This is a genomic window from Roseitalea sp. (genome assembly GCF_984466335.1).
Genome location: NZ_CFIFWG010000009.1, coordinates 1 through 24446, shown reverse-complemented (window position 1 = coordinate 24446; position 24446 = coordinate 1). Strand labels below are relative to the sequence as shown.

The 24446-nt window shown below is 66.6% G+C and carries 25 protein-coding genes; 12 read left to right on the top strand and 13 right to left on the bottom strand.

The window, feature by feature from the left end; genetic code table 11:
• Positions 1-10: 10 nt before the first annotated feature.
• Positions 11-208 (bottom strand): helix-turn-helix domain-containing protein, encoded by a 198-nt coding sequence (locus AC5E6L_RS01885; RefSeq protein WP_491770883.1) that lies wholly within the window; start codon positions 206-208, stop codon positions 11-13.
• Between the two features lie 198 nt (positions 209-406).
• Here AC5E6L_RS01885 and AC5E6L_RS01880 point away from each other — a divergent pair, with 198 nt between their 5' ends.
• Positions 407-1285: a UTP--glucose-1-phosphate uridylyltransferase gene (locus AC5E6L_RS01880; RefSeq protein ID WP_491770882.1), complete on the top strand. Its 879-nt coding sequence runs from the start codon at positions 407-409 to the stop codon at positions 1283-1285.
• A 4-nt stretch (positions 1286-1289) separates the two neighbouring features.
• On the opposite strand, the gene galE is transcribed toward AC5E6L_RS01880, so the two are convergent.
• Entirely contained in the window at positions 1290-2312 is a 1023-nt protein-coding gene (gene galE / locus AC5E6L_RS01875; protein ID WP_491229712.1) for a UDP-glucose 4-epimerase GalE, read from the bottom strand.
• A 176-nt stretch (positions 2313-2488) separates the two neighbouring features.
• Positions 2489-3424: an oxygen-dependent tRNA uridine(34) hydroxylase TrhO gene (trhO, locus tag AC5E6L_RS01870; protein WP_491229711.1), complete on the bottom strand. Its 936-nt coding sequence runs from the start codon at positions 3422-3424 to the stop codon at positions 2489-2491.
• Positions 3425-3558: 134 nt separating this feature from the next.
• Here trhO and AC5E6L_RS01865 point away from each other — a divergent pair, with 134 nt between their 5' ends.
• The gene (locus AC5E6L_RS01865; protein WP_491770879.1) at positions 3559-4473 is read left to right on the top strand and encodes an N-acetylmuramidase domain-containing protein; all 915 of its coding nucleotides are present in this window, start codon (positions 3559-3561) and stop codon (positions 4471-4473) included.
• A gap of 69 nt (positions 4474-4542) precedes the next feature.
• Positions 4543-5175, top strand: a complete 633-nt coding sequence (locus AC5E6L_RS01860; RefSeq protein WP_491229709.1) for a 2-dehydro-3-deoxy-phosphogluconate aldolase — start codon at positions 4543-4545, stop codon at positions 5173-5175.
• A gap of 151 nt (positions 5176-5326) precedes the next feature.
• On the opposite strand, the gene AC5E6L_RS01855 is transcribed toward AC5E6L_RS01860, so the two are convergent.
• A complete protein-coding gene (locus AC5E6L_RS01855; RefSeq protein WP_491229708.1) occupies positions 5327-6427 on the bottom strand; it encodes a TRAP transporter substrate-binding protein in 1101 nt (366 codons plus the stop codon).
• 256 nt (positions 6428-6683) lie between these two features.
• On the opposite strand from AC5E6L_RS01855, the gene AC5E6L_RS01850 reads away from it, so the two are divergent.
• Entirely contained in the window at positions 6684-7457 is a 774-nt protein-coding gene (locus AC5E6L_RS01850; RefSeq protein ID WP_491229707.1) for a gamma-glutamyl-gamma-aminobutyrate hydrolase family protein, read from the top strand.
• Between the two features lie 10 nt (positions 7458-7467).
• Here the strand turns inward: AC5E6L_RS01850 and AC5E6L_RS01845 are convergent, their stop codons facing one another.
• From AC5E6L_RS01845 to AC5E6L_RS01825, 5 genes are all read right to left on the bottom strand, one after another.
• Positions 7468-7905 (bottom strand): hypothetical protein, encoded by a 438-nt coding sequence (locus tag AC5E6L_RS01845; protein ID WP_491229706.1) that lies wholly within the window; start codon positions 7903-7905, stop codon positions 7468-7470.
• 88 nt (positions 7906-7993) lie between these two features.
• The gene (locus AC5E6L_RS01840) at positions 7994-8971 is read right to left on the bottom strand and encodes a 2-hydroxyacid dehydrogenase (protein ID WP_491770876.1); all 978 of its coding nucleotides are present in this window, start codon (positions 8969-8971) and stop codon (positions 7994-7996) included.
• 3 nt (positions 8972-8974) lie between these two features.
• Positions 8975-10003 (bottom strand): LacI family DNA-binding transcriptional regulator, encoded by a 1029-nt coding sequence (locus AC5E6L_RS01835; RefSeq protein ID WP_491230932.1) that lies wholly within the window; start codon positions 10001-10003, stop codon positions 8975-8977.
• A 74-nt stretch (positions 10004-10077) separates the two neighbouring features.
• Positions 10078-10590 carry a MarR family winged helix-turn-helix transcriptional regulator gene (locus AC5E6L_RS01830; protein ID WP_491230931.1) on the bottom strand — a complete coding sequence of 171 codons (513 nt, stop codon included), beginning with the start codon at positions 10588-10590 and terminating at the stop codon, positions 10078-10080.
• 113 nt (positions 10591-10703) lie between these two features.
• The gene (locus AC5E6L_RS01825; protein ID WP_491770874.1) at positions 10704-11141 is read right to left on the bottom strand and encodes a hypothetical protein; all 438 of its coding nucleotides are present in this window, start codon (positions 11139-11141) and stop codon (positions 10704-10706) included.
• A gap of 101 nt (positions 11142-11242) precedes the next feature.
• Here AC5E6L_RS01825 and AC5E6L_RS01820 point away from each other — a divergent pair, with 101 nt between their 5' ends.
• The 3 genes from AC5E6L_RS01820 to AC5E6L_RS01810 all read left to right on the top strand — a co-directional run bounded on the left by AC5E6L_RS01820 (position 11243) and on the right by AC5E6L_RS01810 (position 13883).
• Positions 11243-12172, top strand: a complete 930-nt coding sequence (locus tag AC5E6L_RS01820; RefSeq protein WP_491231021.1) for a LysR family transcriptional regulator — start codon at positions 11243-11245, stop codon at positions 12170-12172.
• An 80-nt stretch (positions 12173-12252) separates the two neighbouring features.
• Positions 12253-12882 carry a DUF1007 family protein gene (locus AC5E6L_RS01815; RefSeq protein WP_491231022.1) on the top strand — a complete coding sequence of 210 codons (630 nt, stop codon included), beginning with the start codon at positions 12253-12255 and terminating at the stop codon, positions 12880-12882.
• A complete protein-coding gene (locus tag AC5E6L_RS01810) occupies positions 12879-13883 on the top strand; it encodes a nickel/cobalt transporter (RefSeq protein WP_491770872.1) in 1005 nt (334 codons plus the stop codon). Before AC5E6L_RS01815 ends, AC5E6L_RS01810 begins: the two co-directional genes overlap by 4 nt.
• Here AC5E6L_RS01810 and AC5E6L_RS01805 read toward each other — a convergent pair whose 3' ends face one another.
• From AC5E6L_RS01805 to AC5E6L_RS01795, 3 genes are read right to left on the bottom strand one after another with little or no spacing between them, the layout of a single operon-like run.
• Positions 13884-14120, bottom strand: coding sequence for a hypothetical protein (locus AC5E6L_RS01805; RefSeq protein ID WP_491230400.1), 237 nt, complete (start codon positions 14118-14120; stop codon positions 13884-13886).
• A complete protein-coding gene (locus AC5E6L_RS01800; protein ID WP_491230399.1) occupies positions 14117-14875 on the bottom strand; it encodes an SDR family oxidoreductase in 759 nt (252 codons plus the stop codon). Before AC5E6L_RS01800 ends, AC5E6L_RS01805 begins: the two co-directional genes overlap by 4 nt.
• Positions 14859-15554: a GNAT family N-acetyltransferase gene (locus AC5E6L_RS01795; protein ID WP_491770869.1), complete on the bottom strand. Its 696-nt coding sequence runs from the start codon at positions 15552-15554 to the stop codon at positions 14859-14861. The genes AC5E6L_RS01800 and AC5E6L_RS01795 overlap by 17 nt, the downstream gene beginning before the upstream one ends.
• Before the next feature lie 53 nt (positions 15555-15607).
• Here AC5E6L_RS01795 and AC5E6L_RS01790 point away from each other — a divergent pair, with 53 nt between their 5' ends.
• Both AC5E6L_RS01790 and AC5E6L_RS01785 read left to right on the top strand, forming a co-directional pair.
• Positions 15608-16789, top strand: coding sequence for a pyridoxal phosphate-dependent aminotransferase (locus AC5E6L_RS01790; protein WP_491770867.1), 1182 nt, complete (start codon positions 15608-15610; stop codon positions 16787-16789).
• Between the two features lie 67 nt (positions 16790-16856).
• A complete protein-coding gene (locus AC5E6L_RS01785; RefSeq protein WP_491770865.1) occupies positions 16857-17477 on the top strand; it encodes a TetR/AcrR family transcriptional regulator in 621 nt (206 codons plus the stop codon).
• A gap of 221 nt (positions 17478-17698) precedes the next feature.
• Here the strand turns inward: AC5E6L_RS01785 and AC5E6L_RS01780 are convergent, their stop codons facing one another.
• Positions 17699-20053, bottom strand: a complete 2355-nt coding sequence (locus tag AC5E6L_RS01780) for a putative bifunctional diguanylate cyclase/phosphodiesterase (RefSeq protein WP_491770863.1) — start codon at positions 20051-20053, stop codon at positions 17699-17701.
• 799 nt (positions 20054-20852) lie between these two features.
• On the opposite strand from AC5E6L_RS01780, the gene AC5E6L_RS01775 reads away from it, so the two are divergent.
• The 3 genes from AC5E6L_RS01775 to AC5E6L_RS01765 all read left to right on the top strand — a co-directional run bounded on the left by AC5E6L_RS01775 (position 20853) and on the right by AC5E6L_RS01765 (position 24086).
• Entirely contained in the window at positions 20853-21446 is a 594-nt protein-coding gene (locus AC5E6L_RS01775; protein WP_491230483.1) for a TRAP transporter small permease subunit, read from the top strand.
• The gene (locus tag AC5E6L_RS01770; RefSeq protein ID WP_491770860.1) at positions 21443-23248 is read left to right on the top strand and encodes a TRAP transporter large permease; all 1806 of its coding nucleotides are present in this window, start codon (positions 21443-21445) and stop codon (positions 23246-23248) included. Before AC5E6L_RS01775 ends, AC5E6L_RS01770 begins: the two co-directional genes overlap by 4 nt.
• A 142-nt stretch (positions 23249-23390) precedes the next feature.
• A complete protein-coding gene (locus tag AC5E6L_RS01765) occupies positions 23391-24086 on the top strand; it encodes a tellurite resistance TerB family protein (RefSeq protein WP_491770858.1) in 696 nt (231 codons plus the stop codon).
• Positions 24087-24446 lie beyond the last annotated feature (360 nt).

The window sequence follows — 24446 nt, the reverse complement described above, 5'->3', positions numbered from 1 at the left end:
CCCTGGCCGTTCAAGTCCGGTTCCGCTCCGGCGGTCGCGTCGCGTGGGCCTCGACGAAAGCCTCCAGATCCCGGACCGCGACGCGGAACTCGCGGCCGAGCTTGACCGCGCGCAGTTGCTCGCCATGGATCCAGGCGCGAACCGTCGCCTCGCGCACCTTGAAAAGCTCGGCGATTTCATGGGTGGTCATGAACGGTTTGCTGAGCATGCTCGAACCCTCTCCATATATGTTTGAAGTATTCGAACGACGTTGGAACCGGTTTGATCCCGATCAACAGGCGTGACGTTTGGGGCAGCTCCGGGTTCAGCTCCGGCGTGTCCTTTCGGCCGAGATCCGTGCAGACGGTTGCAATGTCGCGTGCGCCCGCTAGAAACGGTCACGAACCGAACGCCTGAGGGGCCAGCCTTGTTCGCCAAGATCCGCAAAGCCGTCATACCCGTCGCCGGTCTCGGCACGCGCTTCCTGCCCGCCACCAAGGCCGTCCCCAAAGAGATGCTGACCGTGGTCGACAGGCCGGTCGTCCAGTATGCGGTGGACGAGGCGCGCGCCGCCGGCATCGAACACATCATCCTGGTGACCGGCCGCAACAAGAACGTCATCGAGGACCATTTCGACCATCAATATGAGCTGGAGCACACGCTCGAACTGCGCGGCAAGTCCGGGCCGCTTGCCATGCTGCGCGCGGACATGCCCCAGGCCGGGCAGATCAGCTATACGCGCCAGCAGCAGGCGCTCGGGCTTGGCCACGCCGTTTGGTGCGCGCGCGACATGGTCGGCGCCGGCGAGCCTTTCGCCGTGCTGCTGCCGGACATGGTCATGACCGGCGATCCGGGCTGCCTGTCGCAGATGGTCGGGGTCTACAGCGCCCGTGGCGGCAATGTGGTGTCGGTGCAATCGTGCGATCCGGCCGACGCGCACAAATATGGCATCGCTTCCATGGGACGGCGGTTCGACGACGGCTCGTTCCAGATTACCGGCATGGTCGAAAAGCCGGCGCCGGGCACCGCGCCCTCGACCTACTTTCTCAATGGCCGCTATATTCTCGATTCGTCGATCATGGCGCTGCTGGGCCGCCACCGGAAAGGGGCGGGCGGCGAAATCCAGCTCACCGATGCGATGCTGGGGCTGATGGACACGCAGCCCTTCTACGGCATGCCGTTTGGCGGCCGGACCTATGATTGCGGCTCGAAGCTGGGCTTTCTGAGCGCCAACATCGCGCTGGGCCTGGCCGATGACGAACTGGGCGATGACCTGCGCGCCTTCGTGAAGGCGCTCGACCTTTGAGCGGCTATTGGGCCGCAACGTCCAGATAGCCCACCGGATTACGCGACTGCCAGCGCCAGGCGTCGGCGCACATGTCGGCAAGGCTGTGGCGCGCGCGCCATCCCATGAGCGCCCTGGCGCGCGCCGGGTCGGCGTAGCAGGCGGCGATGTCGCCGGGCCGGCGCGCGACGATCTCATGGGGCACCGGCCGGCCGGATGCCTTTTCGAAGGCGGCCACGATATCGAGCACCGAATGGCCTTGGCCGCTGCCCAGATTGATCGGCGTGCATTGCGGCGTGTCGAGCAGCGATAGCGCCGCCACATGGCCCTCGGCGAGATCGCACACATGGATGTAGTCGCGCACGCCGGTGCCGTCCGGCGTTGGATAATCGTTGCCGAACACGCGCAGATGCGGCCGGCGGCCGACGGCGACCTGGCTGACATAGGGCATCAGATTGCCGGGCGTGCCGGACGGGTCCTCGCCGATCAGGCCCGAAGGGTGCGCGCCGACCGGGTTGAAATAGCGCAGGATCGCGATGGCCCAGCCGGGTTCGGCGCGATGCAACGCGCGCAGCATCTCCTCGACGACCAGCTTGGTCTGCCCATAGACATTGGCGGCCGACAGCGGATGATCCTCGGGGATCGGCAGGGTCCGCGGATCGCCGTAGACGGTGGCCGACGAGGAGAAGATCAGCTTCCTGACGCCGGTTCTGGCCATGGCGCTGAGCAGGCGCTCCGTGCCGCCGACATTGACCTCGAAATATCTGAGTGGCTCGGCCATGCTTTCCCCAACCGCCTTGCAGCCGGCGAAATGGATCACCGCTTCGCAGCGATACTCTTCGATCACCTGCTCGATCAGCGCGCTGTTGCGGATGTCGCCGGCGATGCAGACCGGCTCGTCCTGGAACAGTTGACCGAGGCGGCTAAGGACGCGCGGCGAGGCGTTGGCGAAATTGTCGACGATGACCGGCGCGTGGCCGGCCTCGCGCAACGCGACCCAGGTATGCGAGCCGATATAGCCGGCCCCGCCCGTGACGAGAATCCTCATGACGCCGATCCCTGCCCGTTCTTTTTCGCGCACGATGGCACGCAAGGGTTGAGAAAAGGTTTGTGGCGCCTGTGCCGCCGCCGGCTCGGGGTCAGCCGCGCCAGACGGCCGGAGGGGGAATGCCGCCGCGCTCGACCGGCCAGGGTTTCACGCGCGCAAGGCGGCCGCCTGAACCCTCAGCCATCGCCGTCCCAAGGCCCCTCGCCGATATGGCGTTCGCCGCGCGCATGGGCCATTTCCACCTGGCGCTGGCGTTCGGCGAAGCGGGCGCGGTCTGCCTCGGAGAAGGCGCCCACGCAGCGCGGACACCGCACGCCCGGCCGATAGGCTTCGGACCGCAGGTCTTCGGGCGACAGCGGATGGCGGCAGGCGCGGCACAGCGTATGGCTGCCGGGCCGGAGCCCGTGGCCCACCGACACGCGCTCGTCGAACACGAAACATTCGCCGCGCCAGGCGCTCTGCGCCTCCGGCACGGTTTCCAGATAGTTCAGGATGCCGCCCTTGAGGTGGTAGACCGCCTCGTGTCCCAGCGACCTGACGAAGGCCGTGGCCTTCTCGCAGCGTATGCCGCCGGTGCAGAACATGGCGATCTTCCTGCCGTCCAGCGCGTTCGCGTTGCGCCGAACCCAGTCGGGAAACTCATGGAACGCCTTGGTCTGCGGGTCGACGGCGTTTCTGAACGTGCCGACCCTCACCTCATAGTCGTTGCGGGTGTCGATCACGACCGTGTCGGGATCGTCGATCAGATCGTTCCAATCCTCGGGCGCGACATAGGTACCCACGATATGTGTGGGGTCCGTGCCGGGCACGCCCATGGTGACGATTTCCTTCTTGAGCCGCACCTTCAGCCGGTAAAAGGGCATCGTGCCGGCATGGCTTTCCCTGTGGTCGAGGCCGGCCAGTTCCGGCTGGGCGCGCAGGAAGGCGAGCATGGCATCGATGCCCGCGCGCGGGCCGGCCACCGTGCCGTTGATGCCTTCGGGGGCGAGCAGCAGCGTGCCCTTGAGCCCCGCCTTGCAGCACAGTTCGGCGAGCGGCTTTCGCAGGCTCTCATAGTGGTCGAGCCGGGCGAAACGGTAGAGCGCGGCGACGATGACGGGCGTATCGGTCATGTCCGGCTTGTAGCGGCTCGGCGTGCCCGCGGGAAGGGTGGGCGCGGCAGGATAAGCCTGCCGCCGTGCCGAACTTATCCAACCGCGTCCGCCGCCGCCGATACTGACCGCTCCTTCGTTCATGGGAGCCCGCCATGCCCGCCTTTTCCGACGAGACATTGCATGTGATCGAGCGCCTCGCGCGCGAGCGCGGCATCGAGCCGGCCGCGTTGAAGGCGGTCGCCGAAGTCGAAGCGGGCGGCCGCGCCTTCGCCATGATCGGCGGCCGCAAGGAACCGCTGATCCGCTTCGAGGGGCATTATTTCGACCGTCTGGTCGCCGACGGCAAACGCGCCGCCGCCCGGAAGGCCGGTCTTGCCTCGCCCCGTGCGGGGGCGATCGCCAATCCGCGCAGGCAGGCCGACCGCTGGCGGCTGCTCGACCGCGCCGTGCGCATCGATCGCAACGCGGCTCTGCAATCGGTCTCCTGGGGGATCGGCCAGGTGATGGGCGCCCATTGGAAAGAGCTGGGCTATTGCTCGCCCGAGGCGCTGGCGCGGCAGGCGCGTTCGGGCGTTGAGGGTCAGGTCCGGCTGATGCTCCGGTTCATCGATGTCAACCGGCTGACGCCGCTGCTGCGTGCGCGCGACTGGGCCGGTTTCGCCAGGCGCTACAACGGGCCGGCCTATGCGGAGAACCGCTACGACGTTCGGCTGGAGGCGGCCCATGCCCGCCATCGCGGGCGCCGGCTTTCTTCGGTTCGGCCAAGGCGCAAGGCGCTTTCCGGCCCGCTGCGGCGCGGCGATCGCGGCGAGGATGTGCGGACGATGCAGCGCATGCTGACGACCGCCGGCTATCCGCTGCGTGCCGACGGCGCGTTCGGCCCCCGCACGGAGGCGGCGTTGCGCGCCTTCCAGGCCCGTCACGGCCTGGCCATCGACGGCATCTACGGTCCGCATAGCGCGGACGCCCTGTCCCGTGCCCTGCCGAGGCTGGGTGGCCGGCGCGGCGTCCTTGCCCTCCTGTGGCGCCTTTTCCGGGCGCTGGTCGCATGGGGCCGGGCACGGTGATCGCGCATGGACAGGCCGGATGAACCGATTTAAGAGCCGCGGCATGTTGCCTGCCCTGGGAGAGCGCCAATGAGCCAGAATCTCGATGCCCTCGTGCCGATCATGGCCGGCCAGCCGGTGATCCCGGTGATCGTCATCGACGATGCCGGGCGGGCGGTGTCGCTGGCGCGCGCGCTTGCCGCGGGCGGCCTGCCGGCGGTCGAGATCACGCTGCGCACCGATGCGGCGCTCGATGCGATCGCCGCCATTGCCGCCGCCGTGCCCGAGGCGGTCGTCGGCGCGGGCACGGCGCTTGGTCCTGCCCAGTACGAGGCGGCGGCCCGGGCCGGCGCACGTTTCGTCGTCTCGCCTGGGTTCACGCCCGATCTTGCCGAGGCGGCCGAAGGCGGCGTGCCGCTTCTGCCCGGTTGCGCGACGCCCAGCGAGATCATGGCGGCGCTCGAAGAGGGCTATACGCATCTGAAGTTCTTCCCGGCCGAACAGGCCGGAGGGCACTCCTACCTCAAGGCGCTCGCCTCGCCCTTCGCCGCCGTGCGGTTCTGCCCCACGGGCGGCGTGTCGGCGGGCAATGCGGGCGACTATCTGGCCCTGCCCAATGTGCTTTGCGTCGGCGGTTCCTGGGTGGCGCCCAAGGAGGCGGTCGATGCGGGCGACTGGGACCGGATCACGGCGTTGGCGAGGCAGGCGGCGGGGCTGGGGTAGGGTGCCGATGGATCGCCTCGCCCTTCGAGGCGCGCCGCGACCGGCATTTTAAGCGCCCGAACCAATCGAAGCCAGATACGCTCTAGATGCCGCTTCTTACAAAAAGCCGGCATGGCGCCATGCCGGCTTTTTGTCGCGATGAAGGTCGGCCTCAGAGGCGGCCGGCGCGTTGCTGTAGCATCTGGAAGGTGTCGAAATTGTATTCCGAAAGCTGCATCCACAGATAGGCGTCCTTTCGGTAGCCCATATAGCTGTCGTGCACTTTCTTGAAGTCCGGATTGCGCGCGCTTTCCTCGGCATACTCGTCCGAAGCGGCCTGGAAGCACGCCTCTAGAATCTCCTGGCTGTAGGGGCGCAATTGCGTGCCGGTGGCCGCCAGCTCCTTGAGAGACTGGGGGTTGAGCGTGTCGTAGCGCGCCATCATCACCGAGTTGGCCATGGCCGAGGCGTTCTTGACGATACCCTGATAGATCGGCGGCAGGTTGTTCCAGGCATCCAGGTTGATCATGCTCAGCACGGCGACGCCGCCTTCCCACCAGCCTGGATAGTAATAGTATCGGGCGACCTTGTTGAAGCCGAGCTTGGCATCGTCATAGGGGCCGACGAACTCGGCGGCGTCGATCGTGCCGCGCTCCAGCGCCGGGTAGATGTCACCGGCGGGCAGGCCCTGTGGAACCACGCCGATGCGCTCGATGATCTTGCCGCCATAACCGCCGATGCGGAACTTCAGGCCCTGCATGTCTTCGAGCGTGTTGATCTCGTTGCGGAACCAGCCGCCCATCTGGGCGCCGGTATTGCCGGCCGGGAACGCGATTATGTTGTATTTGGCGTAGAATTCGTTGAGCAGATCAATACCGCCGCCCTCATAGAACCAGCCATTGGTCATGCGCTGGTTCAGGCCGAACGGGACGCCTGTGCCGAAGGCGAAGGTCGGGTCGGTTCCCCAGAAATAATAGGAGGTGGTGTGCGCGCATTCGATCGTGCCGTTTTGCACCGCATTCAAGCCTTCCAGCGCGCCGACGATTTCGCCGGCGGCGAAGACCTGGATGGTGAAATTGCCGTCGGTCATCTCCTTGACGGCCTCGGAAAACACTTCGGCGGCCCCGTAGATGGTGTCGAGCGCCTTGGGAAAGCCCGAAGAGCAGCGCCAGGTTATCTGCGGCATTTCCTGGGCGATTGCCGGTGCCGCCAGCGTCGTGGCGGCTGCCGCGCCGGCGACGCCGGCTTTCTTGATGAACGAACGACGATCCATATGACCCTCCCGTGAACGCAATTGACCAAAAGCGGCTGTTTCATCCTCTCGCCGCCTTCAATGAAAGCGCAAATTACAGCTTTAAATGGCACTGTCCACCGGGTGCGGGCAAACTGGTCAACTTTTTTTTCCACTTAATCGATTAGAGTTGCGGGCGGTCCGCATCGCCCGGCTCCTGGAGCCGCCTGGAGATTTCGCTGCGCCTGAAAACGGGGTAGAACGAGGCGGCACGAGCACCGGAAAAGGACCGCACGGCATGCAGCCCCTCGTCGCCACCGTCTGCGATGTTCGCGATTACGACGGTTATCGGATGCACGGCGTTCGCGAGAACTATCTGAGCGCGGCGCTGGACGTCGCCGGCGTCCTGCCGCTGCTGGTTCCGGCGCTCGGCGGCCGGATCGACGTGCCTGGCCTTCTTTCGCGGGTCGACGGCGTCCTGCTGGGCGGCTCGAAGACGAACGTTCATCCCGACCGCTACGGCGTCGCGCCCTCGGCGCGCCACGCGCCCTACGACCGGGATCGCGACGCAACGAGCCTGCCGGTCGCCCGTGCGGCCGTGGATGCGGGCGTGCCTCTGCTCGCGATCTGTCGCGGCATTCAGGAACTCAACGTCGCCCTGGGCGGCACGCTGGAAACCGAAATCCAGGAGCGTGAGGGATCGGACGACCACCGGGATGACGAAAGCGGAAGCTGGGACGACCGTTTCGCGCTTGCCCACCCGGTGATGCCCGAGGCCGGCACCCGCCTGGCGTCCATCGTCGGCGCCGCGCCGCTGTCGGTCAATTCGCTGCACCGGCAGGCCATCGACCGGCTGTCGCCGCGACTGGTCGTCGAGGCGCGCGCCGGGGACGGCACGATCGAGGCGGTCTCGGTGATCGATGCGGCCGGCTTTGCGGTCGGCGTGCAATGGCATCCCGAATATTGGGCGACGACGGACCCGCCCTCGCGGCGTCTGTTTGAAGCCTTCGGCGCTGCCGTGCGCGCCCATGCCGGCACTCCGCGGCGGGGCGCGGCGCAACGGGCGCCGTGACGCCGGCAGGTCAGTGCGCGGCCAGCGACGCGCGCATGTGGGACGGCTCGACCACCTCCCAGGCCAAGCCGTCGCCGGGTGCCAGGCGCATCAGTTCGGCGCCGCGATGATCGGTGATCGTCACCGTTCCCCGGCCGTCCTCGCGCCAGGCGCGCGCCCGCGCGAAGCTGTCGCCCAGCCTGTCGCAGGACGGGTCGGGTTCGATCCGGTGCACGTCGTACCCCTTGGCGTGATGCAGCACGAGCGGGCAGCTCATCTGTGTGCGGTGGTCGATCACGGTGAACCGGTCGGTGCCGTGGCGGGACCCGTCCGGTCCCGTCGAGGCGGTGACGATCGGATCGACGCCGCGAGGCGTTTCGCCGGGCGTTTGCGCGCCGGCGGCGATCATCATCGCCCCCACGCCCGCCACGGCGAGCGCATTGAGCCACTGGCTGGAGGAAAGCCGCATTGATATGCACCCTTGGTCGACGTTCAGGATGCGGCGGCAAGGTTAACGAAGCGTTGCGGCCCCTCGGCACGGGACCGCCTGACCGCGCCTATCCGGCCAGGTGGCGCGATTCCGGAACCGGCGTCCGCACGGTGCCCTTGTCGAACCAGTCCGTCAGATTGTCGATGACGAGCTGCCCCATCGCCCGGCGGGTCGCCACCGACGCCGATGCCACATGCGGCAGCAGGCAGGCGTTGGGCGCATCGAGAAGCGCCTGCGGCACGTTCGGCTCGTCCTCGAACACGTCGAGCCCGGCCGCCGCGATGGCGCCGGTATGCAGCGCGGCGGCGAGTGCGCCCTCATCGACGACCGAGCCGCGGCCGACATTGACGAGGACACCGTCGGCGCCGAGGCGTTCAAGGATCGGGCCATCGATGGAATGGCGGGTCTGCGGCGTTCCGGGCGCCACCGAGATCAGCGTGTCGCAGGCGTCGGCGAGCGAGGACAGGGTGGCATGATAGGGATAGGCGACATCATCGCGCTGCGACCGGTTGTGATAGTGGATGGGGACGCCGAAGCCTTCAAGGCGCCGCGCCACGGCAAGGCCGATCCGGCCCAGCCCGTATATGCCGACCCTTCGGCCGCGCAGTGTCAGCGGCGTCAGCCGATAGCTGCCCTCGGACCGCCACCTGCCCGCGCGCAGCCATGTCTCGGCGCGCGGCAGTTCGCGCAGCGTGTTGATCAGAAGCCCGATCGCCGTGTCGGCCACCTCCTCGTCGAGCACATGGGGCGTGTGCGTGACGATGATGCCCTTTGCGGCCGCGTGCTCGGCGTCGACATGGTCGTAGCCCACGCCGAACGACGCGATGATCCTGAGGTTGGCCAGCGCGTCGATCAGGCCGGCGTCCACGGACGACATCAGCGTGGCCAAGCCGGTGATCGCGGCGCGCTCGGCGGCGTTGAGGGCGAGCACTTCGTCGGGCTCGGCGATCACGCAGTCAAAGCGCGCCCGCGCCTGTTCGCGGGTCCAGTCATGGCCGCGCCTGCTGACGAGCACGCGTCCGGCGCGCGCCGCATTGTCGGGCATGGGTCACTCCTTGTTGGGCTTGCTGGTCGACTGGCGTATGTGCAGTTCCGGGCGCACCAAATGCAAGGTGCCCTTGAGCGATTTCTTGCCTTCGATCCGGTCGAGCAGGGCGCGCGCCGCATCGCGGCCGACATCGCGCTGTCCGTTCCAGACCGTCGTCAGCGCCGGTGTCGCGATCGAGGCTTCCTCCAGATCGTCATAGCCGGTCACCGAAATGTCGATGCCGGGTCTCAGCCCGGCGCGGGCGATGCCGCTCATCATCCCGATCGCGACCAGATCGTTCCAGCAGACCGCCGCGGTCGGCCGCTCGCGCAGCGCCAGGAACTGGCTGGCCGCCTCGAACCCGGCCGCCTTGGTGCGCGGGCCCTGAATGCGCCAGCCGCGCCGCTCGTCAAGGCCGGCCCTGTCCATCGCCTCGCGATAGCCCCGGTAGCGGTCGCGCCCGGTCGAGGTCTTGTCCGATCCGCCGATCATGGCGATGCGCGTGTGCCCGAGCGCGATCAGATGGTTGGTCGCAAGTCCGATGCCGAAGGCGTCGTCGCCACGGAAGACCGGCACGTCCGCCCCGTCCATCGAGCGCGCGATGAAGACGAATGGCAGCCCGTTGCGGATGCCGAGCGCGATGTCGGCCGGCGGCGTGTCGATCGCCGGCGACATGATCACGCCGTCCGCGCCAAGCTGCATGAGCGTTTCGAGGAAGACGCGCTGCTTGTCGACCGAATCATAATGGTTGGACAGCAGGAAGGTCTGGCCGGACCTGTCGAGCTCGGTCTCGATGGCGCGCAGGATCTCCGCATAGAACGGGTTCATGATGTCGTGCACGACGACGCCGATAATGTCGGATTTGGAGGTGCGCAGGCTGGCGGCGCGGCGGTTGTAGATGTAGCCGATTTCGCGGGCATAGGCCTTGATGCGCTGCCTGGTCGCTTCGGCGACGAGCGGGCTGTCGCGCAGGGCGAGCGAGACCGTTGCCGTTGATACGCCGAGCGCTTCGCCTATCGTCGATAGCTTGATCTTCTGCACCGGACGCATGCGCCTGCATTATTAAACACGATCTAACATGGCTAAACGGATTTAATGCCGTGGTAAAGGGCGGCCCGCTCCGCTCAGTCCTTGCGCCGCCGGGTCTTGCCGCCTGCCGGTCTGGCGGCGGCCTGCTCGGCCTCCTGGCGGTCGGCAAGGTTGGCTTCTATCTTGCCGAGGATCTTCTCAAGCTGTTTGCGCTCCTTCTTCTTGACCCCCTTGAGCGCCTGCTTTTCGGCTCTGGCGATGGCCTTCGTCATGGCTCCGACGACCGCGCGGCCCGCATCGGTGAGCGTGACGGTCACCTGGCGGCCGTCCGAAGCGGAGGCGGCGCGGGCGACGAAGCCTTGCTCCTCAAGCCGGCCAATGGTCTTGGTGATGGTGGGCGCGCGCACGCCGAGCAGGCCCGCCAGCGCGCCCGGCGTCGCCGTCTCGACGCCGGCCAGCGCTTCGATGATGCGTTCCTGGCCCGCATGCAGGCCCGTCCGGAACAGATGACGCGCAAAATGGGTGCGCCCCTGCCGCGCCACGTCCTGCAAGCGTGCGAGCAGCGCCTCGTTTTCGGTGTCGTCGGCTGGGATGTAGAACCTGTTCATGGGCGCATGATAAGCCGGCAAACCGCACCCTACAACCAAGGGTCGGTCACAAGCCCGCCGGCCGGCTGGCCGCGCAACCCGGGACGGCGCATGCAACGAGCCTCGACACCGGTTCAGGTCGGGGCGATGCGCACGACCGTGAAGGTGTGCATCGTGCCCTCATGGTCGGCGATGGAGACATATTCGCCGATTCGGAAGGCATGTTCGCCCAGCCGGAAGCCTTCCTCGTCGTCGGCTTCGTCGTCAAAGTCGTAGTCGAACACCCACTGGCCGTGCCGGTTGCGCTCGACATAGCCCAGTTCGGTCTTCTCGCCGTCCCAGAACCGCTCGACCGTGCAGGCGGACGGGTTGCCCTCCCATTCGGCCGGGTCGATCTTGTCGTCGGCGCCGAGCGGCAGAACCAGCTCGTAGCCGCGGTTGGGATTGCCCTGCGGGAAGGCGGGCTCGCGCGCCATCTCAAGGCGGACATGGCGAAGGCTCATCGGTCCGGTCTCCGTTTCGATGCCGCGATCATGGCGCGGCCCGTGGGCGGCCGCGTTGACTTCGGTCAACCGCCGGATCGCCCCCGGCCATATCGCTGCCGGTGGTGGACAGGGGCGCGCGGCGCGGCCATGATCGGACTGCTTCGCGCCTGACGGGAGATTCGCCGCACATGGACACGCTGACGCGCATGCGCGCCTTCGTCGCGGTGGTCGACAATGAAGGGTTCTCGGCTGCCGCGCGGGCGCAGGGGCGCTCCAAGGCGCTTTTGTCGAAATATGTCCGCGAGCTTGAGGACGATCTGGGCGTGCTGCTGCTGAACCGCACCACCCGGCAGTTTTCGCCGACCGAGCAGGGGTACGTCTATTATCGCCGCGCGCTCGACCTTCTGCGCGAGTTCGACGATTTGCGCGAGGAAATCCGCGATGCGCGCGCCGGCCTCGCCGGAACGATCAAGGTGTCGGCTCCGCGCACCATGGCCGATGTCGGCATCGGCCGGTCGCTCATCGACTTCGCAAAGGCCAACCCCGACATCCGGCTCGACATCGAGCTGGACGACCGCTTCGTCGATCTGGTCGAGGAGGGCTACGACATCGCGCTGCGCATCACGCAGCTTGAGGATTCGGGGCTGATCGCGCGCCGCCTGGCGCCGGTGCGGCTGGTCCTGTGCGCCTCGCCGGCCACGATCCGGGCGCACGGCATGCCCGCGCAGGTCGCCGACCTGTCGCAACTGCCCTGCATCGTCGACACCAATGCGCGGCGACGCAACACGATCGCCTACCGCAACGGCGAGGGCGAGGTGCAGTCGGTGCCGATCGATGGTCCCATCCGCGTCAACAGCCCGCTCGCCGCGCGCATGGCCGCGCTCGCCGATCTGGGATTTTTGATGTCGCCGGATTTCATCGTCGCCGCCGACCTGCGCGACGGACGGCTGGTCGAGGTGCTGCCGGGCGCGCTCGGCCAGCCCTCGGGCATCTATGCGGTCTATCCGCATCGGCGCTACCTGCCGGCCAAGGTGCGCGCGCTGGTCGACTTTCTCGCCGTGTGGTTCAAGGACCATTGTCCGCCGGGCGGGCCGTGCCTTGCGCCCGGCGCGCCATAATTCGGCCAGCTTCCCATGGCGCAACCCGACCACACGGAACGCTTCGGGGGCCGGGCACTGTGATGCAGCGGCATGCATTGATGGCATTTGCGGTCGCGGCAAGCCTTGCGGCGCCGGCGGCGGCGCGCGCCCATCCGCACGTCTTCGCCGAGGCGCGCCTTGAGGTCACCGTCACGCCGAAGGGCATGATCGACCGGCTGCGCCATGTCTGGCGGTTCGACGATCTGTTCTCGTCGACGGTGCTGTTCGAGTTCGATGCCGACGGCAGCGGCGAACTGGAAATCCCGGAACTGGAGCAGGTCGCCCAGGTCGTCTCCACCTCGATCGCCGATTTCGGCTATTTCCAGGCGGTGACGGTCGGCGGCCGGGAGATCGCCGTCGCCGAGGTGACCGACATGCGCGTCGACATGGTCGACGGCCAGTTGCTGATCCTGTTCACCTCGCAGCCGGTGCAACCGGTGGCGCTCGCCGACAATCCGTCGATTTCGGTCTACGACCCGACCTTCTACACGGCGATCGACTTTTACGACGAGGCCAACATGGTGCTGGTCGGCGCGCCGGACGGGTGCGGCCACCGGATGGTGGTCCCGGATCCGGACGAGGCGATCGCCGCCAACCAGGATTCGCTCACCGAGGCGTTCTTCAGCGATCCCGAAGGCAATGACTGGTCCAGGATCTTCGCCACCCGCATGGAAGTTCGCTGCGCATGAGGCGGGGCCTGGCGATCGGCCTTGCCGTTGCGGCCGCCCTTGCCCTGTCCGGCCCGGCGCTGGCGCAATCCTCGCTCGGCATCGGCGTCGCCGAGCAGGGCGTGGTCCAGGACGGCCCGCTGTCGGGCTTTTTTGCCTGGATCGCGCAGCATCAGCAGGATTTCTATGCCCGGCTCCGCGCGGCGCTGATCGACATTCGCGACAGCGGCGCCGCCGTGTGGCTCCTGGTCGGCCTGTCGTTCGTCTATGGTGTCCTGCATGCCGCCGGGCCGGGCCACGGCAAGGTGGTCATCTCGTCCTACATGCTGGCCAACGAGACGGCGCTGAGGCGCGGCGTCCTTCTTTCGTTCTGCGCATCGATCGTGCAGGCGCTGTCGGCGATCGCCATCGTGGGCCTTGGCTTCCTCGTTCTGCGGCAACTGTCGATCACCCAGACGCAGACGACCCGGTTCGTCGAGATCGCTTCCTACGGGTTCGTGATCGCGCTGGGCGTGTGGCTGCTGGCGCGCAAGACGGGCGCGCTGCGGCCATCGGCGCGGCCGGCCACGCTGTCGGCGGCGGCGGCGGTCCGGCCGGGCCGCGACGGTCATGGTCACGGTCATGGCCATGATCACGCGCCGGGCGAGACCTGCGCCTCCTGCGGCCATGCGCACATGCCCGCGCCCGATCGGCTGGCCGGCCCGATGGGCTGGCGCGATGCCGCCGCGGTGACGGTGTCGGTCGGGCTCAGGCCCTGCACCGGCGCGCTGATCGTGCTGACCTTTGCCTTCCTGAGCGGGCTGTGGGTGGCGGGCATCGTGTCGGTCTTCGCCATGGCGATCGGCGTTGCGATCACCGTGTCGGTCCTGGCGACGCTGGCCGTGACCGCCAAGAACGTCGCATTGCGCCTGTCGGGCGCGCCGGCATTGTCGGGTCGGCTCGGCCGCGCGATCGAGATCGGCGGCGCGCTTTTGATCGTCGCCATGGGCGTCACGCTTCTGGGCGGGGCGCTCGGCGCCTGATCAGCGCCTTTGGCGCCTTGCGCGCCCGCGCAGCCACAAGCCCAGAAACGGCAGCGTCAGAACCGCCGCCACCGCCGCGCCGGCGGCCCAGGGATTGTCGCCGCCGATCGCCGTCATGATCGCCGGCAGGAAATACAGCAAAAGCGCAAAGCCGACGAAGATCAGGCCGGCGGCGATCAGTGTGCCGCGATCATAGTCGGGCGGCCTTGTGTGCCCTTTGTCGTCGGGCGCGTTCACAATGTCCAGCCTCCGTCGATGGCCATCGCCGTGCCGGTCACGAAGGCCGCTTCGTCGGAAGCGAGATAGACCGCCATGTCGGCGATCTCGACCGCACGGGCGATGCGGCCCATTGGCTGGCGGGCGACGAACTGCGCATAGGCGGCATCGTAACCGCCCACCTGGGCGCCAAGCGTTTCGATGCGTTGCCGCAGCGAGGGCGATTCCACCGTTCCGGGGCAGATCGCATTGCACCGCACCTTCCGGCCAATGAAGTCGGCCGCCACCGCCTTGGTCATGCCGATGATGGCCGCCTTGGTCGCCCCGTAGACGTAGCGGTCGGGCACGCCCTTGATCGATGAGGCGGCGGACGACAGGTTGACGATGGATGCGTTCGCGCCGGTCGTTCCCGCCCGGTCGAGCATGGCCGGCAGGAAGGCGCGGATCGTCCGGTGCATGGATTTGACGTTCAGGTCGAAGGAAAAATCCCAGTCCTTCTCCGAACAGTCCAGCACCGTGCCGTGATGGACGAACCCGGCCACGTTGGCCAGAACGTCGATGGCGCCGACCGCCCCGGCATAGGCGTCGACCGCGCCCGTGTCGGTGACGTCGAGCGCCCGCGCATCGGCAAAGGCGGAGCCGTCGAGCTTGGCCGGGTCCAGGTCGCTCGCCCAGACCTGAGCGCCTTCCTCGGCGAACCGGTCGGCGATGGCCCTGCCGATGCCCTGTCCGGCGGCGGTGACGACGGCGATTTTTCCTTCAAGTCTGCCCGGCATGAATATCGGTCCTTATCTCAAGCAATGTCCGGCGCTGTCGGCCGCGGGTGTCGAAATTGGCGGGGGCGAGCCAGCGCTCCATCGCCTGCCGAACAGCCGGCCATTCGCCGTCGAGCATCGCATACCATGCGGTGTCGCGATTGCCATAGGGTTTGACCGCGTGCTGGCGGAACACGCCCTCGAAGACAAAGCCGAACCGGCGCGCGGCGCGGTGGGATGCCTGGTTGGGATTGTTCAGCTTCCATTCGTAGCGCCGGTAGCCCAGTTCGTCGAAGACGCGCCGGGCCATCAGGTAATGCGCCTCGGTGGAGGCCGGCGAGCGGGCCATCGGCGCGCCGTGGGCGACGCAGCCCACCTCGCACACGCCGTTTCGTTCATCGATGCGCATATAGCTCGCCATGCCCATTATGGCGGCGGTTTCGGGGTGGGCGAAGACGCAGGTGACGAAGCCGTGCCCGGCGTTCAACCCTTCGAGGATGGCACCCAGATCGGCGGCGCGGTCCATATGCCGCCAGCCGAAATGATAGAGCAGCTCGTTGGCCGCAAGCCCGCCGAACGCGTCCCAGAGCGGCGTCTCGTGGGCGGCGCGGTCGAACGGAACGATGGCGACGTGACGGCCCGCCACGGGCGCGCTGGAAGGCCGCTCGCGCGGGGTCCATCGTGACAGGTCGGTGGTCATCGTCTGGCTTGACTCGTCCCCAAGACCGCCGCATGGCGGGGCGGGAGGAAGCCATGCACGACATCACCCCCTTCTTCAAGCGGATGGGCGAGGAAAACGCCTTCGCCGTGCTGGCGCGGGCCAGCGAACTGGCGGACCAGGGCCGCGACATCGTCAATCTGGGCATCGGCCAGCCGGATTTTTCGACGCCGCCGCATATCGTCGAGGCCGCGGTCAGGGCGCTGCGCGACGGGGCGCACGGCTATACGCCCGCCAACGGACTTGTGGCGACCCGCGAGGCGGTGAGCCGGCGCATCCGGGCGCTGACGGGCCAAGATGTGTCGCCCGAGGCGATCATGATCACGCCGGGCGGCAAGCCGGCCATGTTCGCAGCGATCATGATGTTCGGCGCGCCGGGCGCGGAGATCCTCTATCCCGATCCGGGCTTTCCGATCTATCGCTCGATGATCGAGGCGACCGGCGCGACGCCGGTGCCGGTGCCGATGCGCGCCGGGAACGGCTTTGCGGTGAAGGCCGAGGCGGTGGCGGGGCTGATCACGCCGCGAACGCGCCTGCTGATCGTCAATTCGCCGGGCAATCCGACCGGCGGGGTGGCGCCGCGCGGCGAAATCGAGGCCCTTGCGGCCTTGCTCGACCGTCACCCGCAGGTCGCGGTCCTGTCCGACGAGATCTACGACGTGATGGTCTATGATGGCGCCGAGCATACCTCGCTGCTGGAATTTCCGGCGCTGCGCGACCGGCTGGTCGTTCTGAACGGCTGGTCGAAGACATGGGCGATGACCGGCTGGCGGCTGGGCTGGTCTGTCTGGCCGGCGCCGCTTTACGAGGCGGTGCGCAAGCTGGCGGTCAATTGCTGGTCCTGCGTGAACGCGGCCGCCCAGCATGCCGGGATCGCGGCGATCGACGGGCCGCAGGACGATGTGGCGGCGATGATGGCCGCGTTCGACGAACGCAGGCGCTTCGTGGTGGAGCGCCTGAACGCGATCGAGGGCGTGACATGCGCCACGCCCAAGGGCGCGTTTTACGCCTTCGCCGACATTTCGGGCACGGGCCGGCAGTCCAGACCGCTCGCAAGCGCGCTCCTTGAAGAGGCCGGCGTTGCGCTGATCGGCGGGCCGGACTTCGGCGTGCTGGGTGAAGGCTTCATGCGTGTCTCCTACGCCAACACGCTGGACAATATCGAACGCGGGCTCGACCGCGTCGAGCGCTTCCTGATGGTTGGGCGGGCGTCTTGACTTGACAATGTCAATATTGATGTGCCGTCAATTTTGACATTGCCTGGTTCGCGCGCTAGCATATGACATGGCCGGACCGGAGACCGAAGCGCGATCGGGACGCTATCATCATGGCGCGTTGCGCGATGCGCTGCTTGCGGCCGCCGAGGCCGAACTGATCGAAAAGGGCGAGGACGGCTTTTCGCTGCGCTCGGTTGCCAGGCGCGCCGGTGTCAGCCATGCCGCGCCCGCCCACCATTTCGGGGATGTGACCGCGCTTCTGCATGGGCTGTCGCAGGCCGGTTTCGAGCGCTTGACCGTGACGATGAGGCGGGAGCAGGCGCGCGCCGACGGCGCGCCGGCAGCGCAACTGGCGGCGGCGGGTGTCGGCTATGTGCGTTTTGCGGCCGACAATGCGCATCTGTTCCATCTGATGTTCGGGGGCCGCGGGACGGGACCGAAGCCGGACGCATTGAAAAAGGCGGCCGAAACCGCCTTCTCCCTTTTCGTCAATGCGGTGGCCCGTGTTCGCGGGCCGGATGCGCTCGCATCGCAAGACGGCTGGCGCGACGTGACGGCCTGCTGGTCGATGGTGCACGGCTATGCGCATCTGGTGGTCGGCGGCAAGATGAGCTGGCTGGCCGGCCAGGCATTCGAAACGCAGCGGCCCGTGATCGAGGACATGGTGCGGCGTGCGATGCGCCGTTGAGGGGGCCGTTGGGCTGGAGTGCGGCCCGGCCGCCCGCCTGCGCTTGATCCATTGCGTCGTTGCCTTGCCAGGAAAATCCCACGGCGTTGCCCGCGCGGGCATCGAAGATATGGCCGGTGACGCAACCGAAGGGGAATTCGCCCTAGCCTTTGTCCTGCGACAGGGCTGTGCCTTTGGCGCGCGGCGCAAATGGTCCGACCGGGTCTTGATCCTGGCGGCCGTCAGGATGAGGCGCCGGCCGCCACCTGCGGCGCGTCCGATGCCGGCTCGCCCGCGCTGGCGGGCATGCGTGTCGCCATCTCGGCGATCGCCGATGCCGGCAGGGCCGGCCCGAACAGAAAGCCCTGCACCTTGTCGATCTTGCCCGAGCGGCGCACGATCGCCATCTGGCCGGGCTTTTCAACGCCCTCGACGGTGATCTTGAGGCCAAGGCCGTGGCACAGATCGATGATGCCACGCAGCAGCGCCATGGGCGTTTCGCCGGTCTCGATGCCGGCCACGAACAGGCGGTCGATCTTGACCCGGTCCAGCGGCAGCCGGTGCAGGTAGCTCAGAGAGGAATAGCCAGTCCCGAAGTCGTCGAGCGCGATGCCGACGCCGGTGTCGCGAATGCGGGTCAGGCGCTCGATCATATCTGCCTCGTTGCTGATGACCGCCGTCTCCGTGATCTCGGCCACGAGCCGTTCCGGCGCAAGGCCGGCCGCATCGAGCGCCGCCTGAATGGTGTGGCAGATATCGTCTTGCTGAAAATCGATCGATGACAGGTTCACCGACACGGTGATGTGGTCTGGCCAGGTGGCGCAATCGCGCGCGGCCGAGAAAATCACCTGTTCGGTGAGACGGGTGATGATGCCCATCTCCTCGGCCAGGGGAATGTATTCGGCCGGCGAGATGTTGCCGTGCTGGGGGTGCTGCCAGCGCGACAGCGCCTCGCAGGCGACAACGCGTCCGGTCTCGGCCTCGACGATCGGCTGGTAGCGCACCGCCAGCGCGCCCTGCTCGATCGCCTTGGCCAGTTCGCCCTTCAGCAACTGCCGGCGCAGGTACCGGACGTTCATGTCCGGCTCGAACACCGACCATGCGCCCTTGCCCTGCGCCTTGGACTGGTAGAGCGCAAGATCGGCCTCGACCATGGCGGTCTTAAGATCGAAATCGCCGGCGCGGCCCGTCGCGATGCCGAACGATTGCGTGATGAAGACCTTCTCGGGACCGATGCGGAACGATTTGCCAAGGCAAGCCTTCAGCCGCTCGGCGAAGGCGCCGGGCGTCGTTCCCTGCGGCAGGGCGTCGACGAAGAGCATGAACTCATCGCCGCCGAGCCGGGCGATCACCGCATCTTCGGCATAGTCGCGCTTGAGCCGCCGGCCGATGGCGCGCAGCAGCGCGTCGCCCTGGGCGTGCCCGATGGAATCGTTGATGCGCTTGAAATCATCGACATCAAAGGAGATCAGCAGGCATTGCGCGTCCGGATCGGCTTCGGCGGCGCGGCGCACCGCCATGTCGGCGAAATGGGTTCGGTTGGGAAGCTCGGTCAGGCTGTCGAACCGGGCCATCGCCTTTATGCGCTCCTGCGCCCGCGCCCGCTCGGTGACGTCCTCCAGGATGAGAACCGAGCCGCCCTCCGGTCGGCGTGTCCCGGAATATTCGATGTGAACGCCATTGCTCAACCGGACCTCGGCCTTGTCGCTGCTGTCGTGCAGCAGCCGCGATATCGTTTCCCGGAATCCGGCCTCGACGTCCGTCGGAACCAGCCGGTAGCGCTGGGCGTACCGCATCAGCGTACCGAAGCAGCGGCCCTCGATGCGCACATATTGCGGGATCTGCAACAGCACACGCGCGCGTCGATTGAAGACGACAACCCGTTCATCCCTGTCGAACATGATCACGCCGTGCGACATGTTCGTGAGCGCGACGTCGAAACGGTTCGCCAGTTCGGTCTTTTCAAGCCGGCCGCGCACCGCCGCCACGACCGTGGATCGTACGCGGCTAACCATGCTCAGCACGAGGCCCACATAAGGCAGCAGCAAGATGAGCGCGATGGTGCTTTGCACGTCGCGGTTGCTTGCAAGGCTCGCCGCGGGCGCCCCAATCGACAGCACCGTCAGCACCGCCGCCAGCCGGACCGACCCATAAAGCCGTCCGACGATGGTCGGCAGCGCCGCAAAGACCATCGACAGGGCCAGGATGATGGCAAACTCGCTGCCCACCAGTTCAAGGCTGCACCAGGCGAACAGGCCGACCGCAAGCCCCGCCCCGCCCGAAGACACGATGTAGCGCCGCTCCCATCGCTGTGCCCAGGCCAGGCGGGCCGCCTCGTCGGGCTCGGCTGCCCTATCGCGCTCGCGGGCATAGCTGACGATGTGGAAATAGCGGTATCCGGCGATGAGGACGAAGACGGCCGGCCACGCGCCCATGACCATGAGGCGGCTTTCCAGGTAGACGCAGGCGGATATGCCGACCTGAAGGACAAGGCCGACAAGCATGCCGCGGCGATCAGCAAAAAGGCTGTCGATGAAGCTGAGGTAGATTTCCGCTTCTGCCTCGTCGCGATGCGACGATTCGCGCTGAAGAGTCATAGCCTGCCCTTTCGGCAGGACCGTAAGGGCGCAGCGTTAAGGAAGCGTTTCCCATGCGCTGAGGAAGCGGTGCGGCTCGACAGAGCCGGCATACAACAAAGATTTCAGGGCAACATATTTCCCATCGAATTAAAGTTCACTTACAATAACATATATTAAAAGAACGTTAATATGCAGCATAAAGCGGCCTCTCTTCTGAAGTTTGAACAGCTCCCGCTTGCGAACAAACGGCCTGCCGCCGGCCGCCAAAGCGACCGGCCGATCCCTGCCACTGCGCCCGCGTACGGCTTGCCCCGGCGATCCCGATGCGTTCGAGGCCCGAAACGGGCCGCCGAAGGGAAAGGCTCGGCGCATTGGTTAATCTTTTTTACCACTTTGTTGCCAGGCTGACCGATCGATGCTAGTGTCTCGAATCTAAGGTTCGTTGGATTTGCATCAGCCTCTGTGTGGATTTCAGATTCGATGAGGACACTGGATAAATTGTTGTAGTTCGCGTGGTTTTCGGATTTGGAGCGCCTGTGCCGGGTTCGCTGAAATAAGGATAGGAAATTCAAATAAGCCACACTAGGGCGCTTTTATTATCGCTGAATAGATCAAGCGCTCCGAATATTTGTTTAGCTGTAATTCCGAACGCGAAACCGGTTCCCGCGTTCGCTGGAATTGCTCTCGGTCATGCCGCCATCGGGCCTCCTCGGCCTTGATTTTCCGGCTCTGCGTCAACAAGGTGCGCCATCACGGATCGGCCGGCGATGCGCCGCCTCAGGTTCGATGCGGCCAGCGGCAAACTCAGGGGAGGGGTATGTCTGCATTGTTGAGAGTTTCGGCCGGCATCGATGCGGTCAACACGTTCATTGGCCGCTCGGTTTCGTGGCTGATCCTGATCGCCGTGCTGGTCAGCGCGGGCAACGCCACCATCCGCAAGATCTTCGACAATTCGTCCAACGCCTGGCTCGAATTGCAATGGTACCTTTACGGCGCCGTCTTCATGCTCGCCGCCTCCTATACGCTCCTGCGCAACGAGCATGTGCGCATCGATGTCGCCACATCGGCCTTCTCCAAGCGGACCCGTGACTGGATCGACCTCTTCGGCCACATCTTCTTTCTGATGCCGTTCTGCCTGATCATGGTCTGGATTTCCTGGCCCTTCTTCTGGGTCTCCTACACGACCAGGGAAATCTCGGTGAACGCCAGCGGGCTCATTCTGTGGCCGGCCAAGTTCCTGGTGCTGGCCGGCTTCGTCCTTCTGACCTTCCAGGGCGTCTCCGAGATCATCAAGCGCGTCGCGGTGATCGCGGGGACGATCGATGATCCGACGGCCGAACACGAACTTCCGCCGATAATCGAGGAGATGGAAAGCGCCGCCGACCTCGAAGACCGGATGAAGCACAAATGATCGAGCTTGTTGCCCAAAACATCGGGCCGGTCATGTTCATCTGCGTCATGGCGATGCTGCTGCTCGGCTACCCGGTCGCCTTCACGCTCGCCGCCGGCGGACTGATCTTCTTCTTCGTCGGCGTCGAGCTTTCGATGTTCGCGCCCGACGAGATCCGCCTGTTCCCGAACCTGCTGGCGGCCAACGCGAACCGCACCTTCGACATCATGCGCAACGAGGTGCTGCTCGCCATTCCCTTCTTCACCTTCATGGGGCTCATCCTTGAGCGATCGCGTATGGCCGAGGATCTGCTGGATACGATCGGTCAGCTCTTCGGGCCCCTGCGAGGCGGCCTTGCGATCGCCGTCATCATCGTCGGCGGGCTCCTGGGCGCGACCACGGGCGTCGTCGCCGCCTCGGTGATCGCCATGGGCCTGATCTCGCTGCCGATCATGATGCGCTACGGCTACAACCGCACCGTCGCCACCGGAACGATCGCCGCCGCCGGCACGCTGGCGCAGATCGTGCCGCCATCGCTGGTCCTGATCGTCATGTCCGACCAGCTCGGCCGCTCGGTCGGCGACATGTATATCGGCGCGCTCTATCCGGCGCTGATGATCATGGGCATGTATTGCGCCTACATCGCGGCCCTGACGCTGATCCAGCCCAAATGGGTGCCCGCCCTGCCGCCCGAGACGCGCACGCTGGGCGGCGGCATCGTGTCTCTTTTCGCGATGATCATCCTCTCGGTCGCCATCCATTATGCCGGCATGAATGTCCTCTATGCCGGGATGAGCTACGAGAACCGCTTCGTCGCCTCGGCCACCACCGCCACCGTGTTCGCGCTCGGCGCTTCGCTGATCAACCGGCAGTTCAAGCTGGGCCTGATCTCGCGGCTGACCGAGCGGGTCATCATCGTGCTGATCCCGCCGCTCGCCCTCATCTTTTTGGTGCTCGGCACCATCTTCCTTGGCATCGCAACACCCACCGAGGGCGGCGCGATGGGCGCCACCGGGGCGCTGATCCTCGCCCTGATCAAGCGGCGTCTGACGCTCAAGACGCTCAAGCAAGCGCTCGATTCGACGACCAAGCTCACCGCTTTCGTGATGTTCATCCTGATCGGGGCGCGGGTGTTCGGCCTGACCTTCTACGGCATCAACGGTCATATCTGGATCAAGGAACTGCTCCTGTCGCTGCCCGGCGGCGAGACCGGGTTCCTGGTCGTCGTCACGGTGATCGTCTTCATCCTGGGCTGCTTCCTCGACTTCTTCGAGATCGCCTTCATTGTCGTGCCGCTTCTGGTCGCGCCGGCCGAGGCGCTGGGCATCGACCTGATCTGGCTCGGCATCATCCTGGGCATCAACCTGCAAACCTCGTTCCTGACGCCGCCCTTCGGCTTCGCTCTTTTCTACCTGCGATCGATCGCGCCGCGGAACGATTGGGATGACGAGGTCACCGGCGAGCGGATCAAGGGCATCGAGACGATGCAGATCTATCGCGGCGTGCTGCCCTACATCGCCATCCAGTTCATCGCCATCATGGTTGTCATCTTCTATCCGCGCATCGTCACCCACTATCGGGACGATGTGCCGACGATCGACCTGGACAATGTGCAGATCGAACTGCCCGCGCTCGGCGGCCAGGACGGCGGTGGCAACCCGATCGGCCTGCCTGGCATTGGCGGTCCGGGTCTGCCGGGGTTGCAGCTCGCGCCGCTCGGCGGCTCGCCATCGGCGGGCGATGCGGACGGCGGCGCGCCCGCGCCCGCCCTCGGCCTGCCGCCGCTCGATCTCGACGACCCGCCGCCGCCGACAGGTCAGTAGACTGCGGGTGCTCCGCCGGGCGCGGGAGGCCGGGATCGTCCGGCCCTTGCGCATCGGCCCAGAACCGGCGGCCATGCGCTTGCCATGCGGCTCTGCGATCCCCACCTGCACGACGATCCGGTCCGGCCAAGAGGAGGCATCGATGCTCGACCCCAAGAAACTGCTCAACGACTTCCTGGGAACACAGATTCCGGGAGCCGGCGGAACGGTGCGCGAGCGGGCCGGACAGGCAGGGCAACTGGCCAAGGACAATCCGCTGGCGACCGGCGCGATCGCCGCGGTGCTGCTCGGCACCGGCGCCGGACGTGAACTGACCGGCTCTGCGCTCAAGCTGGGCGCGGCCGCCGCGGTGGGCGGGCTCGCCTACACCGCCTGGAAGAATTACAAGGAAGGCCGTCAGGCCGACCAGGACGCCGCGGCCGCCCCCGAGGTGCTTGCGCCCCCGCAGGGGTCCGAGTTCGACCTCGAAGTCGAAGGCCAGAGCGGCGAGTTCGCGCTGGCGCTCGTATGCGCCATGATCGCCGCCGCCCGCGCCGACGGTCACATCGACGAGGCCGAACGCGCCCGCATCACCGACAAGCTGGCGATGAGCGGCATCGACGAGGACGAGCAGAGCTTCATCCGCGCCGAACTGGCCAAGCCCGTCGATCTGGATGCGATCGTCGGAGCCGCCCGGACCGAGGCGCAGCGGGTCGAACTCTATACCGCCTCCCGCCTCGCCATCGCGCCAAAGACGCGCGCCGAGCGCGGCTATCTGGATATGCTGGCCGGCCGCCTGCAACTCGCCGACCCGCTGGTCGACCATATCGAGGCGACCATCGCCGGCGCGACGGCCTGATCGCTCGCGGCGCGATGCGCGAGCGCGCCGCCAACTGCCGTTCCGCGTGTGGTTTTGGAGCAATGCACGCGTTAACCTTTTGTTAGGGCGATGGTGCGCATATGGTACATGCGCATAAAGCAGGCCGGGACCCTCCTCCCATTCCGGTCGGCGGAAAACGGGCGATCGATCCGGAAGGATGATCGCCCGCTTTTTGTTCCGGCCTGGCCGACCCGCGCCCGGACGGGCGCCGCAAGCATCTGGCGCCCTTCACGGCCGGAGCAATTCCAGCGAAAGATTTCTAGGATTTTGGGGGAGGGCGCGCGAAACCTGAATACCCAAAGGCCCTAACGTGCGATGGCGCGGGGCGAAAGACGTTCC

What these genes read in the sequence shown, in the direction of transcription:
- AC5E6L_RS01850 (WP_491229707.1), top strand. Translation starts at nt 6,684, where the DNA reads ATGCAGCCCCTCGTCGCCACCGTCTGCGATGTTCGCGATTACGACGGT.
- trhO (WP_491229711.1), bottom strand. Translation starts at nt 3,424, where the DNA reads ATGACCGATACGCCCGTCATCGTCGCCGCGCTCTACCGTTTCGCCCGG.
- AC5E6L_RS01780 (WP_491770863.1), bottom strand. Translation starts at nt 20,053, where the DNA reads ATGACTCTTCAGCGCGAATCGTCGCATCGCGACGAGGCAGAAGCGGAA.
- AC5E6L_RS01865 (WP_491770879.1), top strand. Translation starts at nt 3,559, where the DNA reads ATGCCCGCCTTTTCCGACGAGACATTGCATGTGATCGAGCGCCTCGCG.
- AC5E6L_RS01770 (WP_491770860.1), top strand. Translation starts at nt 21,443, where the DNA reads ATGATCGAGCTTGTTGCCCAAAACATCGGGCCGGTCATGTTCATCTGC.
- AC5E6L_RS01820 (WP_491231021.1), top strand. Translation starts at nt 11,243, where the DNA reads ATGGACACGCTGACGCGCATGCGCGCCTTCGTCGCGGTGGTCGACAAT.
- AC5E6L_RS01830 (WP_491230931.1), bottom strand. Translation starts at nt 10,590, where the DNA reads ATGAACAGGTTCTACATCCCAGCCGACGACACCGAAAACGAGGCGCTG.
- AC5E6L_RS01860 (WP_491229709.1), top strand. Translation starts at nt 4,543, where the DNA reads ATGAGCCAGAATCTCGATGCCCTCGTGCCGATCATGGCCGGCCAGCCG.
- AC5E6L_RS01855 (WP_491229708.1), bottom strand. Translation starts at nt 6,427, where the DNA reads ATGGATCGTCGTTCGTTCATCAAGAAAGCCGGCGTCGCCGGCGCGGCA.
- AC5E6L_RS01765 (WP_491770858.1), top strand. Translation starts at nt 23,391, where the DNA reads ATGCTCGACCCCAAGAAACTGCTCAACGACTTCCTGGGAACACAGATT.
- AC5E6L_RS01785 (WP_491770865.1), top strand. Translation starts at nt 16,857, where the DNA reads ATGGCCGGACCGGAGACCGAAGCGCGATCGGGACGCTATCATCATGGC.
- AC5E6L_RS01800 (WP_491230399.1), bottom strand. Translation starts at nt 14,875, where the DNA reads ATGCCGGGCAGACTTGAAGGAAAAATCGCCGTCGTCACCGCCGCCGGA.
- AC5E6L_RS01845 (WP_491229706.1), bottom strand. Translation starts at nt 7,905, where the DNA reads ATGCGGCTTTCCTCCAGCCAGTGGCTCAATGCGCTCGCCGTGGCGGGC.
- AC5E6L_RS01790 (WP_491770867.1), top strand. Translation starts at nt 15,608, where the DNA reads ATGCACGACATCACCCCCTTCTTCAAGCGGATGGGCGAGGAAAACGCC.
- AC5E6L_RS01835 (WP_491230932.1), bottom strand. Translation starts at nt 10,003, where the DNA reads ATGCGTCCGGTGCAGAAGATCAAGCTATCGACGATAGGCGAAGCGCTC.
- AC5E6L_RS01810 (WP_491770872.1), top strand. Translation starts at nt 12,879, where the DNA reads ATGAGGCGGGGCCTGGCGATCGGCCTTGCCGTTGCGGCCGCCCTTGCC.
- galE (WP_491229712.1), bottom strand. Translation starts at nt 2,312, where the DNA reads ATGAGGATTCTCGTCACGGGCGGGGCCGGCTATATCGGCTCGCATACC.
- AC5E6L_RS01840 (WP_491770876.1), bottom strand. Translation starts at nt 8,971, where the DNA reads ATGCCCGACAATGCGGCGCGCGCCGGACGCGTGCTCGTCAGCAGGCGC.
- AC5E6L_RS01795 (WP_491770869.1), bottom strand. Translation starts at nt 15,554, where the DNA reads ATGACCACCGACCTGTCACGATGGACCCCGCGCGAGCGGCCTTCCAGC.
- AC5E6L_RS01815 (WP_491231022.1), top strand. Translation starts at nt 12,253, where the DNA reads ATGGCATTTGCGGTCGCGGCAAGCCTTGCGGCGCCGGCGGCGGCGCGC.
- AC5E6L_RS01885 (WP_491770883.1), bottom strand. Translation starts at nt 208, where the DNA reads ATGCTCAGCAAACCGTTCATGACCACCCATGAAATCGCCGAGCTTTTC.
- AC5E6L_RS01775 (WP_491230483.1), top strand. Translation starts at nt 20,853, where the DNA reads ATGTCTGCATTGTTGAGAGTTTCGGCCGGCATCGATGCGGTCAACACG.